Raw genomic sequence first — 17,154 nt, forward strand, 5'->3', positions numbered from 1 at the left:
TCTGGCATCTACTGACCCGGCTTTCGTGGGTAGTACACCCGCTCCATATCGGGGAGCTGCGGATATTCCCCACACACAATGTCATCCATAATGGTGCGGAAGGCCTCAACGGCATCCAGAATCGCCAGCCCTTTGGGATTCGCAGCGGGGTAGGCCTTTCGTAGGGCTGCACCACATCCATGATCCGGAGCCGTATCTCATACAGATCAGCACCCTATTTTTTGTGATCATCCAGACTGATTTTTTTCATTTTGCACCTTATGAAAGGAGGGGGTATGTACCTGAACAGAAAAGAAGTTGCGGCCAGACTGTGTGTATCTCCGGGAACCGTCACCGCCATGGTTCGCAGGGGGGATCTTCCCCAGCCCATCCGATGGGGCCCCTTCACATTGCGCTGGCCTGTATCCGACATCGAGGAGGCGGAGCGCAAAGCTCTGTCCGAAAGGCCCTTTGTTCCAAGGCAACCCCGCAACCCGCCGGGGAGACCCAGAAAACACAGCGAAAAGGATCACGCCCTCCACTGATTCCAGGCGTTTTGTTCACCGGGGGCAGAGGCAGGTGAGCTGGGGGCAGGCATAGCCCTCAGTTCATCCAGCCAGTCCGCCCATTGCTGCACCATTCCCGTCCGCTGTTCTAAAAAGGTTGTCCGGTTGTATGCTCTCCCAAGGGCATCCTTGACCCTGTGTCCTAACTGCATTTCCACAACACTCTCAGGAAAATTCAGCGTTTCAACCAAATGGGTCCGGGCTACGGCTCGCCACCCGTGAGCCGTCATTTTCCCGGCATAGCCGAGGGAGTCCAAGACGGCCTTAATCGATGTGTTGGACAGCATCCGACCCTTTCCCCTGAGCGCCGGAAAAACAAACTCCCCGTCCGCAGTCAAAGAGTGAACCTCCGCAAGAATCTGCATGGCCTGTCTGGACAAGGGGGATATCATTTCCGTCTGTGTTTTCGTTGTGGTCCTGTACCACAGGGCTTCCTCCGGGTTGATATCCTGCCAACGCATGGACAGCATTTCCCCTGGACGGCAAAACACCAGCGGTAAAAATCTGGCGGCAGAGCGGACAATGACACTCCCACCATATTGATCCAGCGCCCGCAGCAGCCCTCCCAGCTCGGCTTTATCCAGAATGGCCGGGAAATGCTCCGTTTTGTATGAAGGTATCAGACCGGCCAGATCCTGCGTGGGGTCTCTCTGCGCTCTGCCCGTAGAAATTCCGTATCTGAAAATCAGGGATATGATGGATTTAACCCGGTGGGCCGTCTCTATGCGCCCGGAATCACAAATTTTCAGGAGCATGTCCAAAACCATGGGTGGGGTGATGTCGTCGGGGTGGTGTTCGCCCAAATGGGGCAGTATGAGATTTTTTATCCGGGAGAGGTTTCTGTCTGCGTGGGAGGGTACCACCTGCATGGCATGGATTTTTTCGTGCCAGTCCAGGGCCAGCGCCTGAAAAGCTTGATCAGCCCCTTTCCGTTTCCCTTTGCCTCCGGGTGCCAACCCATCAGCAAGATCCACCCTTGCCTTGGCCGCTGCTATGCGGGCTTCCTTCAGGGAAACCACGGGGAAGGTTCCGAGCGAAGCCATTTTCTGCTTGCCATCAATATAATACCGGAGCTTCCAGATCTTGCGCCCGGTGGGCTCTATTTGCAGGGACAGGCCGTCACCGTCGGTGAGGAAATAGCGTTTTTCCCGGACCTCGGCCTTCTCGCAGACCATGTTGTTTAATTTGCCAAGAGCCATATTTTGCGCCCTTCTCGAAGTATAAGTAATGAGTGATCAGATTTTTTTTAGGTCACTCGGAGGTTACTTAAAAAACCCCAGAAGGGCAATATTTTATATATTTCCTTTGTTATGCTTTGCCCTCGGTTTTTTCGCAAAAGGCCCGTCAATACTGGAAATCAGGCATAAAAAAAGCTCCCCTTGGGGAGCGTTTTTTCAGTTCTGGTGGAGGCGGCGGGAATTGAACCCGCGTCCGAAGACTCTCTATGACAGTGTCTACATGCTTAGTTCAGATTTTAATTTTAGTCCTTGCCAACGCCTCTGAACAGGCTGTGGTTCAGACGATCCTGCTGATTCAACCTGACAAACCGCAGGCAGATTTGTCAAGCGGTCCCACGAGTCGACGCCCCATTCCAGCACTGCGGGAGGATGCTGGCAGGACGGTAGCTTATGCTGCTACGGCGTAGTTATAATCGTCTGCGATTACTTTAGGTTCCACTGTTTAACGAGTCTGCGGAAAACTCGGCATGCAACCATCACTTCAACATCCCCGTCGAAGCCATGTCGCCCCCAATTTTTAAAGATCAGATTCAATACTTACATTTTTAAGATACATGTGCTGCGGCGGTTTGTCAACATGGCTTCCCGTACGGCAGGAAATCAGTTGGCTTTATTTATGAGGTTCTTTGAGAATGTGCCGCAAGGTTCCTGATCCATTCCAGTATATGCCGGGCAACATCCTCCCACTCAGGCTCCCAGATCATACCATGGGAAAGCGGAGGGTAGTGAATCTGTTCCGTATTATAATAGCGGCTGATTCTCCGGACAACGGAGGGTGGTGTGACAACATCTCTGCCTCCACTGTAGATGCGTATGGGACAGCGGATTGCATGCGGGGGTACGGAACAGATTTTTGAGGAGTGAAGAAAGGGGAATGCCATTTCAGAGAAGGCCTTTCCGGATTCTGGAACGAGACTGGAAAACAGGTCGGATTCCGTTTCCGCCGAGAGTCTTCCTCCGCAAATGCGGTGAAAGCTTTCCCTGTTTGGAATCAGAGCCTTCTGCCAGAAATTTCCAAGAAAAAGGATGGGCAGAAAAGTGAAAAAGCTTGAAAAGTCCAATCCGGATACTTCTGCGGGCGGGGCCGGTGTTATGAGGATGATGGCTTTGAATGGATGCCGTGAAGCAAGGATCTGGGCGAGTAGGCCTCCCATGGAGTGTCCGATGAGGATGGTATCCGCTGCGTCATGGATCAGCTGTTTTTCAAGGGAGCTAAGATAGCTTGCCATGCCCTCGCGGGCTACTTTATTCGTCTCACCAGGTGGAATGTGGTGGGGCAGGGCAGGGCAGCAGACCTTGTATCCATTGGATTCGAAGAAGAACCTGTAGTTATGCCAGAGGGCAGGTGAGCCCCACATGCCATGAATCAGGCAGAGTTTTGTTTCCATAGGAATCTCCATGAAATACAGAATCTGTTATTCCGGGATAAAAAAGAATGCGGCAGTTTTACATGGGAGATTTGTTTTCAGCCTGAGGTCCCGGATCTCCGGCATCTGCCTGGGCATAATGAATCGTAAGCTGGGGCTGGAGGTTGGCTACAAGAGCAGCAAAATCCTGTTTTCTGTCTTCTGGAAGTTCTTTTGCTCTGGGGGAGTCGACTTTTGTTGGATCCACAGGGGTACCATTGTGGGTCATGCGGAAACACACGTGGGGACCAGTGGCCAGGCCGGACTGGCCAATGTAGCCGATGACTTCGCCCTGGTCCACTTTTTTACCAGCGCGCATACCCCGTGCAAAGCGGGACATGTGGAGATAGGCTGTTTCGTAGCCATTCCCATGGCGGATACGGACAAATCGGCCGGACCCGGCGTTCTGAGTAGCCTGAATGACGGTGCCGCTTCCAGCCGCATAGATGGGGGTACCTGTAGGAGCAGCATAGTCCACGCCGTAGTGTGGCCTGTATTCTTTAAGTATGGGATGGTAGCGGCTGAGGGTGAAGCCGGAAGTTATGCGACCGAAAGGAACGGGGCTTTTCAGGAAAAAACGTTTGATGTTTTGTCCCTGAGAGTTGAAAAAGTCAGCATGGCCGTCTTCGTATTCAAAGCGATAGGCATCGTGAACCCGGCCTCTGTTGATTATTTTCGCAGCGATAATATTCCCGTAGCCCTGAAACTCATCGTTATGGTAGCGCCGTTCCACAAGAACGGAAAAGGTGTCTCCTTTTCGCAGGTCTCTGGAAAAATCAATTTCCCAACCAAAGAGGTTGTTCAGGCGAATAGCCAGAGTGATATCCTCAGAGGATTTCATGGCATCGGAAAGTGTGGTTTCAATGACTCCATGGACTGTGGCTGGATATATGTCATAGGCCATGGAGTGCACGGAGGCATGGAAACCTTCCTCATCAAGATCAACGGCAAGAAAGTGTGAGTTATCGATGCTGTACTCAAGACGGGCAAAGCTGTTATCAGTGGTAATAACCCTGTAGTCCCTTCCGGCGCGGATTTTCCTTAAATCGAAAACCTCTTTAGTAGCCAGGGCTATCCCATGGATTTGAGCAGAAGAAAGCCATGGGCTGAGTATACGACTGGCAGTGTCTCCGGGGCGGATGGTACCCGCATGGATGTTTTCAATCGGCTCGTGGGGGGGGGGCATAAGAGATTGGCTGAACTCGGGGTCATCGGTTTCTGTATCACCGCATACCATGAGCGGAGAAGGTAGCTCGTCTGGGCTTTGGGATGTTGAAGAAAATGCCGTATCTGAATTCAGTCCATACTGGAAAAAAACAAAACCTCCCAGTATTATCATGCAGCATAGTATGATATATTTCATTTTGTTTTTATATTCAGTCTGTTATGGTTGAGATGCTGGTTGATTTTATTGACATTTGAGTTCGGATCAGAGGGTTAAATAAACAGGCTATGTAGAGTTGTCTTTGATTTCATTGAAGAATACCTAGCATGGTATTAGAAAGTATGTAAAGGAGTTTGACCTGTGAAAGTGGAAAAGTTCTCTTTTCCATAGATGTTCATATTCTTTGCTATTGCTAAATGCAACCCAAATATGGTCTTGGGGAGAAGATCCTTTTTATGAGAGAAATGTTTAGTCGGGCTGAAGTTCGGTAGATCTTTGGATGCTTGTTTTTTGGGAGTATGGTTCCCTGAATATAATTAGGATTGACGGGATGGCAGAGACCTCTGTATAATGGTTAAACCATTGGACAGGAAGTTTTTTGATGGAAAATAATATGGAAGAAGGGTTCCATGTTTGAAAAAGCAAAACAAAACAGGATGTTTCAGGATGTTGTAGATCAGATTCAGGAGGCCATTCTGGAAGGCAGGATGATGATGGGAGATAAACTGCCTCCTGAGCGGGAACTGAAAGAAGTTTTTCAGGTAAGTCGGGGGACTTTGCGGGAAGCCCTTCGTGTTCTGGAGCAAAAAGGTTTGATAGAGATCCGGCTTGGGGTTGGCGGAGGGGCTTTCGTCCGAGAAGTGGCTATGGAGCCCGTGACGGAAGGGCTTGCTCTCCTTCTGCGCAGAAACCGGGTATCTGCAGGAGAGCTTTCCGAATTCAGGAAAGATCTGGAATCCGGCATTGCTGCCCTTGCTGCCCGCAGGGCAGGGTTTGATGATGTGCTGCTTTTAAAAGATTTTCTGAAAGAGATGGCAAAGGCACTGAAAGAACCCTTTGACTGGGAAGCTGTTATTGCAGCGGATAATCGTTTTCATCTGGCCTTGGGAGAGATTGCGGGAAATCTGGTATACAGAACCATTCAGGCAACCATCCATGAGAATATATATCCCTATTTTGATCGCTATGTTCCCAAAGATCAGGCAACCCTGCAAGGAAACTATGAAGATCTCTGTGCTGTTGTTGATGCCATTGTCAGGGGCGATGAAAAAGATGCAGTGGTGTGCATGCAGGCTCATTTGGCACGCTACGATCAATATATAGATGGTGCTGAGCTGCCTCTGCATCTGTAGGCTGGAATAATTCTGTTTCAAGATAAAAAGAGTTTATTCTAATTTGATTAAGGTGCCTTGGGAACCTACTTATCTGGAGAGTATCATGTCACACATCATGCAGGACCCCCTTGTTATGAAGGCCGCAGCCCGTGCCGCTCAGTGGCAGAGTCGGGCCAATAGCCTCCTTACTTCTGAAGAAAAACGAATTCAGTCTCAGATGGCAAAATTACTAAACCGGCCTGAAGATAAGATTATTTTGACCAAGCTTATCGACCGGAGTTTCCGGTCTTCGGATTTTTCCAGGGTTGCGGAGCAGGTGGCCCATGTGCTGGATGACGATGGTTTCCCACGTTTTTTTTCACTGCCGGAGAAGGCTCTGGCCCTGCTGTTTACCATTGCAGGCCGGCATGTGCCGGGGTTTTCCGTTCCAAAACTTGTGGAGGCCATACGGAGGCAGAGCAGCCGTGCCATTGTGCCGGGAGAACCCGATGATCTGCGCGCCCATCTTCATGCCAGAAAGGCTGAAGGGGTGCGCATGAATATCAATCATCTGGGGGAGGCTGTTCTGGGTGAAGGAGAGTGCCGTATCCGCTTGAAAACCTATCTGGATGACTTGAATGATCCGGATGTAGAATATATATCGGTTAAGATCTCAACTATTTATTCTCAGATTAGCTCCTTTGCATTTGAAGAAACCGTGTCGGTTCTGGTTGAAAGACTGTCTTTGCTGTACCGAACGGCGGCAGCCAGTACCTTTTGTCATCCCGATGGTCGTGTCAGCCCTAAGTTTGTTAATTTGGATATGGAGGAATATAGGGATCTTGCCATTACTGCGGAAGCCTTTCAGCGAACTCTGGATCAGCCGGAGTTTTTTAGCCACAGGGCAGGTCTTGTTCTGCAGGCGTACCTTCCGGATGCCTGGCCCATGCAGCAGCATCTGACGGAGTGGGCCAAAAAAAGGGTGGCTGCAGGCGGCGCTCCTATCAAAATACGGCTGGTCAAGGGTGCTAATATGGAAATGGAGCAGGTGGATGCGGCTCTGCATAACTGGCCGCTGGCCCCCTATGACAACAAGCTGTATGTGGATGCTAACTATCGTCGTATGGTGGACTATGGGATGAATCCGGGCAACATGGGTGCCGTTCATCTTGGTATCGCTTCGCACAATCTTTTTGAGCTGGCCTATGCATGGGAAAGGGCCGTGGCCAATGGAGTCAGGGACTGTGTAGGTTTTGAAATGCTGGAAGGTATGGCGGATCATGTTCGCAGAGCTATTCAGGAAACCACCGGTGCTGTTCTGTACTATGCCCCTGTGGCTTCAAAGGATCAGTTCATCAACGCCATTGCCTATCTGATACGCAGGCTGGATGAGAATACCGGGCCGGAAAATTTTCTTCGTTATGCATGCCAGCTTTCCGTCCATTCTGCCCAGTGGAAATATCTGGCAGATCAGTATTATGCATCCTGTAACATGAAAGACAGGGTTCCTGCCGTCTTTCACAGAAATCAGAACCGGAGTCTGGAAGAGGAGCAGGGGCCTCAGGGTACCTTTCATGAGAAACGGTTTGTGAATGAAGCGGATACGGATTTTAGCCTGACTGCCAACCGAAGCTGGGCGCAATCTGTGAGGGAAAAATGGGAGGTTCGGGAAGGGCAAGAGCCTCTGAAGATCCCGCTTGTCATTGCGGGGGAGGAAGTTTTCCTCGGCAGACAGACAAAGGTCCAGCTGGATCCTTCTACAGCCACAGGAGAGAGCAGGAGAGAGTCGGCTATTTTTGCCATGGGAACGGGAGAGGATGTGGAAAAGGCTGTGGCTACAGCCGTGGCAGATCCCGACGGTTGGCGCTCTCTCTCCTTTGAGGAGAGGCACAGGATTTTGTCTGGAGTTGCCGTAGAGCTTCGCCGACTGCGTGGTGATCTCATTGGTGCTGCTGCAGCCAATACCGGTAAGCTCTTTTCTGAAGCTGATCCAGAAATCAGTGAAGCTATTGATTTTGTTGAATTTTATCCTTACTCTGTACAAAATTTTACAGAGCTTTCCGGTATCGGTGCCCGTGGACGGGGGGTGGGGGTTGTGGTTTCCCCATGGAATTTTCCCGTTGCCATTCCCTGTGGCGGAGTGGCGGCTTCTCTGGCTGCCGGTAATACCGTTATTTTTAAGCCAGCCAGCGATGCTGTGCTGGCTGCCTGGGTATTATGTCAGGCATTCTGGAAGGCAGGTGTTTCCAGAAATACTCTTCAGTTTCTTCCCGGTTCGGGGTCTTCCGTAGGGTCAAAGCTTGTGAATCATGCAGGCGTTGATTTTGTTATCCTCACCGGAGGAACGGAAACCGGTATCAGAATTCTGAAAGACAGGCCGGATCTTCTCTTTTGTGCAGAAACAGGAGGGAAAAATGGTACCATCGTTTCTTCCATGAGCGACAGGGATGCGGCCATTGCCAATGTGATTCATTCGGCCTTCAGTAATACGGGCCAGAAGTGTTCTGCTACGTCTTTGCTGGTTCTGGAAAAGGATGTCTATGATGATGAGAAGTTTCGGCAGCAGCTGGTGGATGCGGCTTCCAGCTGGCATGTGGGCACACCATGGGATTTCAGATCTAAAATAGGGCCACTGGTCCAGCCGCCTTCCGGAGATCTTCTCCGGGCTATGACCACATTAGAGCCGGGAGAGGAGTGGGCGCTGAAGCCTGAACAGGTGGGTGATAATCCCTATTTGTGGACGCCGGGCATTAAATACGGTAGCCGCGAGGGGGGCTATTCCCACATGACAGAATTTTTTGGGCCTCTGCTTTGTGTTATGCGGGCGGAAAATATGGATCACGCAATTTCTATTGTTAATGCAACTGGCTACGGGCTTACCTCGGCTTTGGAAAGTCTGGATCCCCGGGAGCAGGAAAAATGGAAAAGCAGCATCAGGGCAGGTAATCTCTATATCAATCGTGGCAGCACAGGCGCTATTGTGCTGCGTCAGCCTTTCGGTGGTATGGGTAAGTCCGCCCTCGGGAGTGGTATCAAGGCCGGTGGCCCCAATTATGTAAGCCAGTTCATGACCTTGGAAGAAAAGGGCTGGCCCCGGACAGGATCTTTAGACGCGGATCACAGTCTGCTGCGATTATCTCAGGATCTGGAACTGAAGGCAAAATGGGGCGGTATGGAGGAATGCAAGGAAGATATACTACAATTTTCCCGTGCGGTGCCAAGTTACCTGTACTGGTGGCAGGAGGAATTTTCCAGAGAAAAAGATTATTTCCGTCTTCGCGGGCAGGATAACCTTGTTCGTTATCTTCCTGTGGGTAAAACCGTAATCCGTATTCATGCCCGGGACAGTCTCTTTGATATTTTGGCCAGGGTTGCGGCCTGCCGTGTGGTGGGCGCACCCTTTGAGCTTAGCGCGGAGCCGGGCTGCCAAAATGCGGCATTGAAATATCTGGAAACCCACTGGGGAAAACAGCTTCTTGAAGGCGTCCGCCCCTGTATGGAAAGTGACAGATCCCTTGCTGCCCGCATACCTTTTCTGGACCGTATCCGTTATGCGGCGGAAGACAGAGTACCGCGCATGCTGCTGGAAAGGGCTGCCGAAACGGGTTTTTATGTGGCGAGAACCCCGGTTCTTATGGAAGGCCGCATTGAGCTTCTGCAATATCTTCGGGAACAGAGCATCTGCCATACCTACCACCGTTACGGCAACCTTGGCGAACGGGGATTGCTGTAGCGCTTTCATTACTGGAAACGGTTTGTTTGACAGCAAGACTTGACGAAACAGGGCTTTCTCAGAGAAGGGAGGCCCTGATGCCTGGATTTTTTAATGTTGGCACTCCTGTTGCTGTAAAATAAAGTGTATCCACCCGATGCCACAGACTCAGCAGGCTTGTCTGGAGGTTCGCAGTCTCTTTTTTTTACCGTAAAAAAAGCGTGCAGAATTTTTGTTTTCTGCCGCACGGGTGGCCAAGCCTGCGGCTGTGTGGATTCATGGCTGGCAGGCTTGGCTATGGCCTTTTAGGCTGGCCTGTCAGTTTTTGATGGCCGGTGCAGCGGGTAAGATTCAGGCTGCTGCCGTAAGATTGCGTAGGTCCCCGGGGCGGATCAATCCGGCTTCCACGGCGGTGCGGACCAGCTCTTCCCGGAAATCCGGGTGGGCAATGGTGATGAGGGCTTTGGCCCTTTCGGATATGCTTTTCAGGGAAAGATCGGCAATGCCGAACTCCGTGACAATGTACTGCACGTCACTGCGGGGGGTGGTGATGGCTGTTCCGGGAGCAAGGGACAGCTGAATCCGGGAAAGGGTGTTTTTTTTAGCTGTTGATTTGAGGGCGAGGAAGGATTTACCGCCCTTTGAGAGCTGGGCACCCCTTACAAAATCCAGCTGGCCGCCTGTGCCGCTGTACTGCTCAAAACCAAGGGACTCCGAGGCCACCTGCCCGGTGAGATCCACGGCCAGGGCATTGTTCACGGAAATGAAGTTGCTGTGCTGCCCGATGCGCCATGCATTGTTCACATAGCGGGTGGGATGCATTTCCACCACGCCGCTTCTGGCCATAAAGTCATAGTCTTTTTTCCTGCCTACACAGAAAGAACAGATAATTTTACCCGGATGCAGCTCTTTGTGTACACCGGTGATGACACCTTGTTCATAGAGATTCACCATGGAGGGGGTCAGCACTTCTGTGTGAATGCCAAGATCCTTTTTGTCGTAGAGCCTGTCTCCCACCGCATTGGCCAGTCTGCCGATACCCAGTTGCAGTGTGGCACCGTCCGGAATCAAAGGCGCAATGTGGCCTGCAATGGCTTTTTCCTCTGCATCCGCAGGCATGTCAGGCAGTTCAAAAAGATCCCTGTCCACTTCGCAGAGCATGTCCACATCATTCAGATGCACAAGCACTTCCGGCCCGCTTACCATGGGAACCTTCGGGTTGACCTGTACCACAATGTTCTTTGCCGTCTTAGCGGTGGCCGTTCCTACCATGGGAGCACAGGGACCTATACCCATGAAGCCCTTTGCATCCGGGGGAGACACCTCAAGGAAAATGGTGTCAAAGTGATGGCTTTCAAAAAAATCGGATAATCGGCTGAAATGGACACTGACGGGTGTGATGATGCCGGAGGGCATGCACATGCGTTCTACCGGACCCATGAAGGGGCAGTGATAGTAGATACGGCCCGGCTGATCCGGTCCGAGAAAGTCCGGAAGATGGACCAGCATGGCGGAATACAGCTGCACATCCTGGATGTCCTTTCTTGCGGAAAGGGTATTGATGAGCTCCAGTGGGAAGCTTGCTGTGGGGCCTGCGGCTATTTTGTCACCGGACTGTACGTGGGCAACACACTCTTCCGGGCTTCTTCGTTTGGATTGATACAGCTCCTGCATGGTCATGGTTTTCTCCCTGGCGATATGGGGTGCTTGTATGTGTTTCATCAGGCCTTATTCATATCAAGGCATATCAAGGATTGTGCCAGTATGATTTTATTAATAAAATCAATTCTTGTGTCGATGGCGAAGAGGATGTATGACGATATATCGTTTTTTAAGTAACGAATATTCGTGAAGGGTATGATATATCGTGAGGATAAGTCATGAACATTTCCGCGAAGTGACCCGCCGTATTTGTGGCCGTCTGGATCTGGATCAGGCCCTTTATGATGCTTTTTTATACATGAAGGATCTCCTGCCGCTGGATGCCCTCTTCATCACCCTCTATGAGTACGAAAAAAGACGTTCACGGGTCATTGCCCTTGCCTATGAGGGAGGTGGAATTCTTCTGGATGAAAGTTTTCCCCTTTCCGATGCCGCATGGGAGGCCATCCGATCATGGCAGGCCCGGTCCCGTTCCGATACCACTCCATGGATACGGGACCATACCCATCCCATTAACCGGGAGATTCTGCGCACTGTGCGTTCCGGAGTGGCTGCCCTGCAGCAGATGGAAATAGGGGATTTCTGCAGCATGACCTGTGCCCTGCGCATTCAGAAAACCCTCATCGGCAACCTGACCTTTGGTGCCCTTGGAGCCAATCATTATAAAGACAGCCATGCGGCTCTGGTGAGAGATCTCAATGAACCCTTTGCCATCGCCCTGTCCAATGCCCTGCGTTATATGGATCTGCTTCGGGACCATAAGGCCCTGCAGCTGGATGCCCGTCGTATGATGGGCAGTGTGATGGTGGGATCAGACAGCGGACTGAAGGAAGTCCGTCGGCTCGTGGCTCATGTGGCTCCCACGGACAGCCCTGTGCTGCTTCTGGGCGAAACGGGTACGGGAAAGGAAGTGGTGGCTTCGGAAATCCATTCCCTTTCCCGCAGATCCCAGGGGCCGCTGATCCGGGTCAATTGCGGCGCCATTCCGGAAACCCTTATAGACTCTGAACTTTTCGGTCATGAAAAGGGTGCCTTTACCGGTGCAATGGAAACCATGCCGGGACGATTTGAGCGAGCCGATGGCGGAACCCTTTTTCTGGATGAGATTGGGGAACTCCCGTTCAGTGCCCAGGTGAAGCTGCTCCGTGTGCTCCAGAGCGGGGAGTTTGAAAGGGTGGGGGGGGCCAGATCCATGAGGGCCAGTGTGCGCATTGTGGCCGCCACCCACAGGAATCTGGAAGCCATGATTCCTGTGGGCGGGTTCCGCCGGGACCTCTGGTATCGCCTGAATGTTTTTCCCATTCCCATCCCACCACTCAGGGAAAGAAAGCAGGATATACCTGCCATGGTGCACCATTTCATCCGGATGAAATGTGAAGAGATGAATCTTCCCTATCGTCCCGATATTACCCCCGGAGGGCTGGACGGGCTGATGGCCTATGACTGGCCGGGTAATGTGCGGGAGCTGCAGAATGTGGTGGAGCGTGCCCTGATTCTCTGTCAGGGAAGACCCCTTTCCTTTCCCCTTCTGCCGGACAGGGGAAAGGAGGCTGTCGGGGAGCGTGGGGATCGCTTTACGGAGAACCGGACGCTGGATGGGGTGATGGCTGAGCATATTCGCGCTGTTTTGCGGGAAACCGGCGGCATCATTGCCGGTGAAAAGGGAGCTGCTGCTATTCTGGGGCTGCACCCCAATACCCTTCGCAGTCGCATGAAAAAGCTGGGGCTGTTTTGATCCGGGAAGCATGGGGACTGGAAAGGCTTTTATGGATAAAAATAAACGGTGCTGGTGGAGAAGGATGGGCTCGTAATTTATAGTGCTGAATGAGGACCTGTCTTCAAAGCCGAATTCAGACCAAAGTGGAAGCAGGCTGAACCAATGACAGCTAAGATCGGGCCAATTTTTTCTATCGCGTGGCAATTCGCCTGAATTGCTTGAGTCTGTTAAAAAACCATTGGATTTTATGTTGTTTTTTGTAAAGGTGGCGATCCCAGGCACGAGGAGATTTTCGATTCCGCCTTGAGGAATGATCGTCTCCGCACCGGACTGTCGGATCCGGCAAACAATTTCATGAGAATCATAGCCCTTATCGCTTAACCAGAACCGAGGCGGAGTCCCTTCAAGCCGTTGGATCGCTGGCGTAGGGTCATGGATATTGCCAGCAGAGGTCTGTCAACGGACAGGTAGTCCCAAAACGTCTACAACGGCGTGGATGTTGGTGGTACATCCGCCTCTGGATCGTCCGGGTTGCTGATGTTGCTGGCTTCTGCGGCATGCTGATGTACCCGGATATAGGTGATGTCAATCCTGTGATATTCATCATCAGGCTCCATCGAAACGTTTTTAAGGACATCCGCCCAGCGCCCTTTTTGACCAGCGGGAAAAACGTGTGCAGAGAGTTTCCCGTGTGCCGTAATACTCAGGTAAATCCCGCCGGGACTCCGGTTCGCATCACCCAGAGGATCGCGTTAACGATAAGACGATTGTTTTTTGATGGTCTTCCACGCTGTCCTTTTTCCGGAGGCAGAAGAACTTTAATCAGGGCCCATTCTCTGCCAGTGAGTTCCATTCGTTTTTTCATGAAACTCTCCGTAAAGAAATTCGTGTCTATAAGCAATGTTTACGTTTGAAGACAGGCCCTAGCCCTTGTCTTTTTTGTGGTGAACAGTGCGGCAGAATATGTGGTGACTACGGGCATGCCTGTGGCGTCTATGGGTATGACTCCATACGATACTGTGTTTTTTTAAACTGATTCATGGCTTGCCGGCCTTGTGTCCTTCTGGCCGATAAATGTTGTTGGCTCTTTCGTAGGGAATACCCATTTTTTTCATCCGGCTCCGCAGTGTGCTTGGATGGAGTCCCAGCCTTTCGGCTGCACCGTCAGGGCCACTAACACGGCCATGGCTTTTTTTCAGAACGGTACGGATGTGCATTTCCATGGCAGCATCCAGGTTTTCATTCGTTTCCGATTCACAGGGAAAGGGCATGGCTGAGAGACAATGGTGATCGGCCATTAGGTTGCCGAAATGCAATGGTCTTCCTTCCGAAAGAATCAGAGCCCTTTCAACGATATTCTGCAACTCCCGCACATTGCCCGGCCAGGTATAGGACAGGAGTTTTTTCATTTCTCCGGGTTCGGTACCAGGCCGGAAGGGGAGGTTCATCTCTTCACATTTCATCCGGATGAAATGATGCACCATGGCTGGTATATCCTGCTTTCTTTCCCGCAGTGATGGGATCCGTATGGGGAAGACGGCCAGCCTGTACCATAAATCTTCCCTGAAACGTCCTTCTTTTACCATGGCCGGGAGATTGCGATGGGTGGCTGCAATGATGCGGGCATTGGAGTGAAGGGATCTTCCCCCACCGACGCGCTCAAATTCTCCGTTCTGGAGAACCCGCAGAAGCTTTGCCTGGGCTGCAAGGGGCAGTTCTCCGATCTCATCCAGAAAAAGGGTTCCGCCGCTGGCCCTTTCAAAACGGCCCGCTCTGGTTTCCAGGGCACCGGTAAAGGCCCCCTTTTCATGGCCGAAAAGCTCAGAATCCATGAGGGATTCGGGAATGGCACCGCAGTTGAGGCGAATGAAAGGTGCTTTGGCTCTCTGGGAGGCATTGTGGATCTGTGCCGCCACCACTTCTTTGCCAGTACCCGTTTCTCCCAGAAGCAGTATGGGAGTTTCTTTTCTGGCGACCTGATCCATAAGATGCGTGACTCCCCTAAGGCCGCCTTCTGCGCCGATCATGGTGTCCCCGCTGATTTTAATGGCATCCCGCTGCAGGGCTTTATGATCCCGGACCAGATCCATGTAGCGCAGGGCATTGGACAGGGCGATGGCAAAAGGTTCATTGATTTCTTTAATGATATCGGCATGGGAGGTTGTGTAGTGATGCTGCCCTTCAGCTATGAATGTCAGGTTGCCTACAATGGTTCGTTTCAGGGTGAGGGCACAGGTGATGGAGCAGAATTCTTCCATGGCTCTGGCTTTGACGGAAGGGGTGTGCATGCGTGCAATCCTGAGCGTTTCCTGATTGAGGGGATGGGTATGGTTGCGGATCCAGGGAATGGTGCCGGATCGTGATTCTTCCAGCCATTTGAAAATGGTTTCCCATGCGACTGCAGACAGGGGAAAAGACTCGTCCAGCAGATAACCACAGTGTTCATCGCTGATGCCGATCACCCTTGCCATCCGTTGAACCGGTTCATAAATAGATACGGCAATGCCGTCTAGGGGCATAATTTTTTGCAGATAGAGAAAGACTTCGTGAAGGGCTTCATCAAAGTCCAGGCTTCCGCAGATACGGCGGGTAACATGACGAAAGAGCTGTTCTTTCATTTGATTTCTCCTGTTCTGCAATCCTAGGCTTTTATGGTGCTATATATCACACTTTTATTCGAAATAACGCAGTTCTGAATGTGTTATTTAGTATTTTGTTTGTGAGTCTCGCTTAAAGCCTTGAATTTATTTTGTATGTAGCGTTGGCACCTTTTTTGGATACATGTTCTGTTTAAATGAACTTTCCATCCGAAAAGGAGGCGGTTTCTATGGATACCTGGAAAACAATATATCAGGAAAAAAAGAGATCTCTGGCAGAATCTGTTTCTTTGGTAAAAAGTGGTCATAGGGTGGGGGTATCTCCATCGGCAAGTTTTCCCCTCGAAATGATCAATGCCCTTTCCGCAAGGGATGATCTCGAAGGGGTCCGGCTGGATTCAGGTCTGCTGCTTTTTCCCCCGGATTTTCTGAGGCCGGATCAGTCAGGAAGAATAGATTACCATGCTTTTTTTATGGGACCTCTGGAGCGTATGGCTTTAAAGGCGGGGCTCCTGGAGCCTGCCAGCATTCACTTCAGTCAGTTGCATGAAGCCTTTCCTGAAGGAAGTCTGGATGCCGCCATTCTTGAAGTCTCTTCTCCGGATGCCTTTGGTTATATGGGCCTCGGTCCGGTGGGGGTTCTTTGCGGCAGATCCATGATCAGGGCGGCGCAGAAGGTCATTGTTCAGGTGAACTCGAAAGTCCCGCGCCTTTATGGCTCTCAGGCCCGGATTCATATTTCTGAAGTGGATGCACTAAGTGAGGTGGAGCGTCCTCTCTTTGGTGTACCTGCTTCCATGCCAGGAGACACGGATGCATCCATAGCCCGAATGATTGCTGAACGAATTCCGAATGGTGCGACCCTGCAGCTGGGTATCGGTGAGCTGGCAGGAGCCATTGGAAATTATCTGGACGGCCATAGGGACTTGGGGATTCATTCGGAAATGCTGACGCCCTCTATCATCCGTCTCTTTGAAAAGGGTGTGATAACAGGGGAAAAAAAGACACTGCATCCGAGGGAGATGGTGGTGGGTTTTTGTATTGCTTCACAGAAAGACTATGAATTTTTAGATGATAACCCGGCGGTGGCGTTTCACCCCGTATCCTATGTCAATAATCCGGATATTATCGGGGCTCATAAAAATTTTGTGTCGGTGAATAATGCTCTGTCCATGGATCTCACCGGTCAGGTATCCAGTGAGTCGGTAGGATACAGACAGTTCTCGGGTACAGGAGGCCAGTTGGATTTTGTGAGGGGAGCAGGCAGATCTGATGGTGGCATGAGTTTCATTGCCATGCATTCCACCCTGGATACTGGCAAGGGTCGGGTTTCAAGGATCCGGACCAGCCTGGAACCGGGTACAGCCATCACCACACCGAGAAGCGATGTTCACTATGTGGTGACGGAGTACGGAATTGCTGATTTGAAAAATAAAAGCATTCCGGAGAGGGTGACAGCCCTGATCGGGATTGCCCATCCGGACTTCAGAGAATCACTGGCCAAAGAAGCTGTGGATGTGGGATTGATCCGACCGGCTTTTTTACGAAGAATGAATGAAGCAGCCTGAACAGAAGAAAAGAAAATGAAAAACAAGAGGGGACACGGCCTAGACCGAATCCCCTCTTTATTCGTATGCTGTATCCGGAAAACTTCTGGCCTCCCGGATTCTTACATCTTATTCACCGCAGACACTTTTGGGGTCTGCCATGAGTTTAAGTGCCTGATAGCGCTTGTTGTAGTCTGCTTCAATGGCGGCCCTGAGTTTTTTGGATTCTTCAGGGAAGCTTCTTTCCAGCAG

The 17,154-nt window shown here is 51.2% G+C and carries 11 protein-coding genes and 1 other RNA gene; 5 read left to right on the top strand and 7 right to left on the bottom strand.

Annotated elements, in window-relative coordinates:
- Positions 1-275 precede the first annotated feature (275 nt).
- Entirely contained in the window at positions 276-524 is a 249-nt protein-coding gene (locus OOT00_RS14960) for a helix-turn-helix transcriptional regulator (RefSeq protein ID WP_265426224.1), read from the top strand.
- Here OOT00_RS14960 and OOT00_RS14965 read toward each other — a convergent pair.
- The 4 genes from OOT00_RS14965 to OOT00_RS14980 all read right to left on the bottom strand — a co-directional run bounded on the left by OOT00_RS14965 (position 509) and on the right by OOT00_RS14980 (position 4,552).
- Positions 509-1,744 (bottom strand): tyrosine-type recombinase/integrase, encoded by a 1,236-nt coding sequence (locus OOT00_RS14965; protein ID WP_265426225.1) that lies wholly within the window; start codon positions 1,742-1,744, stop codon positions 509-511. The genes OOT00_RS14960 and OOT00_RS14965 overlap by 16 nt on opposite strands.
- A gap of 202 nt (positions 1,745-1,946) precedes the next feature.
- Positions 1,947-2,295: a transfer-messenger RNA gene (gene ssrA / locus OOT00_RS14970) on the bottom strand.
- A gap of 102 nt (positions 2,296-2,397) precedes the next feature.
- Positions 2,398-3,171: an alpha/beta hydrolase gene (locus tag OOT00_RS14975; RefSeq protein ID WP_265426226.1), complete on the bottom strand. Its 774-nt coding sequence runs from the start codon at positions 3,169-3,171 to the stop codon at positions 2,398-2,400.
- 58 nt (positions 3,172-3,229) lie between these two features.
- Complete coding sequence (locus OOT00_RS14980; RefSeq protein ID WP_265426227.1) at positions 3,230-4,552, bottom strand: M23 family metallopeptidase; 1,323 nt, start codon at positions 4,550-4,552, stop codon at positions 3,230-3,232.
- 431 nt (positions 4,553-4,983) lie between these two features.
- Here OOT00_RS14980 and OOT00_RS14985 point away from each other — a divergent pair, with 431 nt between their 5' ends.
- Together OOT00_RS14985 and OOT00_RS14990 are read left to right on the top strand one after the other, a co-directional pair.
- Positions 4,984-5,706 (top strand): FadR/GntR family transcriptional regulator, encoded by a 723-nt coding sequence (locus OOT00_RS14985; protein WP_265426228.1) that lies wholly within the window; start codon positions 4,984-4,986, stop codon positions 5,704-5,706.
- Between the two features lie 85 nt (positions 5,707-5,791).
- Positions 5,792-9,400, top strand: coding sequence for a bifunctional proline dehydrogenase/L-glutamate gamma-semialdehyde dehydrogenase (locus OOT00_RS14990; RefSeq protein ID WP_265426229.1), 3,609 nt, complete (start codon positions 5,792-5,794; stop codon positions 9,398-9,400).
- A 330-nt stretch (positions 9,401-9,730) separates the two neighbouring features.
- Here OOT00_RS14990 and OOT00_RS14995 read toward each other — a convergent pair whose 3' ends face one another.
- Positions 9,731-11,059, bottom strand: a complete 1,329-nt coding sequence (locus OOT00_RS14995) for an acetyl-CoA hydrolase/transferase family protein (RefSeq protein WP_265426230.1) — start codon at positions 11,057-11,059, stop codon at positions 9,731-9,733.
- A 187-nt stretch (positions 11,060-11,246) separates the two neighbouring features.
- On the opposite strand from OOT00_RS14995, the gene OOT00_RS16510 reads away from it, so the two are divergent.
- Entirely contained in the window at positions 11,247-12,776 is a 1,530-nt protein-coding gene (locus OOT00_RS16510) for a sigma-54 interaction domain-containing protein (RefSeq protein ID WP_265426231.1), read from the top strand.
- Between the two features lie 685 nt (positions 12,777-13,461).
- On the opposite strand, the gene OOT00_RS15005 is transcribed toward OOT00_RS16510, so the two are convergent.
- Positions 13,462-13,623, bottom strand: a complete 162-nt coding sequence (locus OOT00_RS15005; protein ID WP_265426233.1) for a transposase — start codon at positions 13,621-13,623, stop codon at positions 13,462-13,464.
- Between the two features lie 172 nt (positions 13,624-13,795).
- Entirely contained in the window at positions 13,796-15,376 is a 1,581-nt protein-coding gene (locus OOT00_RS15010; protein WP_265426234.1) for a sigma-54 interaction domain-containing protein, read from the bottom strand.
- A 209-nt stretch (positions 15,377-15,585) separates the two neighbouring features.
- Here OOT00_RS15010 and OOT00_RS15015 point away from each other — a divergent pair, with 209 nt between their 5' ends.
- Entirely contained in the window at positions 15,586-16,923 is a 1,338-nt protein-coding gene (locus OOT00_RS15015) for an acetyl-CoA hydrolase/transferase family protein (protein WP_265426235.1), read from the top strand.
- Positions 16,924-17,154: the final 231 nt, after the last annotated feature.

The organism is Desulfobotulus pelophilus (genome assembly GCF_026155325.1).
Lineage (GTDB): Bacteria > Desulfobacterota > Desulfobacteria > Desulfobacterales > ASO4-4 > Desulfobotulus > Desulfobotulus pelophilus.